Here is a 1,208-nt window from a genome sequence, read left to right as displayed (position 1 = left end):
GTGGCGACCGACAACCCCACCCGCAAGCGCTCCTCGGAAGGGGGCGGCGGGGCCGCGCCCGCGCCTCCGGACGCGGACGTGTGGTCGCGTACGCTCGCGCGGTTCTCCTTCCGCCCCCGCCCCCGCGTCTCCCTGCGCGAGCGCCTGGTCCCGCACTTCACCGACAACACCCCCTACACCGGGGGCGGCTGGCTGCCGTGCGTCCTGGTGACGCTGATGGCCGGGTTCCTGCGCTTCTTCAAGCTCGGGCAGCCGGACGCGGTGATATTCGACGAGACGTACTACGCCAAGGACGGCTGGTCGCTCGTCCACTACGGCTACGAGGGCACCTGGCGCGACCTGAGCGAGCAGGACAAGGCCAACGACGCGTTCGTCAACGGCAGCTACGGCGACTACCTCAGCCCCGACGGCTCCTACATCGTCCACCCCCCGATCGGGAAGTGGACCATCGGCCTGGGCGAGTGGATGTTCGGCATCAACCCCTTCGGCTGGCGCTTCATGGTCGCCCTGCTCGGCACCGTCTCGGTGCTGATGCTGTGCCGGATCGCACGGCGCCTGTTCCGCTCCACCCTGCTGGGCTGCATCGCCGGAGTACTGCTCGCCCTGGACGGCCTGCACTTCGTGATGTCCCGCACCGCCCTGCTCGACCTCGTCCTGATGTTCTGGGTCCTGGCCGCCTTCGGCGCCCTGGTCATCGACCGCGACGACACCCGCGCCGGCGTCGCCCGCACCATGCGCGACGGCATCGACCCGCACCGCGCCGTCCGCATGGGCCTGGGCCTGCGCCCCTGGCGCATCATCGCCGGGGTCTGCATGGGCCTGGCCTGCGGCACCAAGTGGTCCGGCGTCCCCGTCGTCCTGCTCTTCCTCGCCCTGACCCTGTTCTGGGACGCGGGCACCCGCCGCGCCGCGGGCGCGGTCGGCTGGCGCGTCTACACCGCGGTCCTGCGCCGGGACCTGCCGTTCGCGGCGCTGTCCGTCGTGCTGGTCGCCGTCGTGGTGTACGTGTGGTCGTGGTCGGGGTGGCTGCTGACCGACGGCGGCTACAACCGCCAGTGGGCCCACGGCCGCGACGGACTGTCCCCCGACACCTTCAAGTTCGGCCCGCTGAAGATCACCGGGATCCCCCAGTTCGACATGACCTGGGTCCCCGAGGCCTTCCGCAGCCTGTGGCACTACCACGGCGAAATGTGGAAATTCCACAACGG

At 70.8% G+C, this 1,208-nt stretch carries 1 protein-coding gene; it reads left to right on the top strand.

Going from position 1 to position 1,208, the window contains the following annotated elements:
• The coding region (locus ACRX5S_RS41070) for a dolichyl-phosphate-mannose--protein mannosyltransferase (protein WP_436778403.1) at nt 1-1,208 on the top strand (1,208 nt) is incomplete at both ends.

The organism is Yinghuangia sp. YIM S09857 (genome assembly GCF_051388915.1).
In the GTDB taxonomy this organism is placed as follows: Bacteria; Actinomycetota; Actinomycetes; order Streptomycetales; family Streptomycetaceae; genus Yinghuangia.
This window is presented reverse-complemented; position numbering and strand designations above follow the sequence as displayed.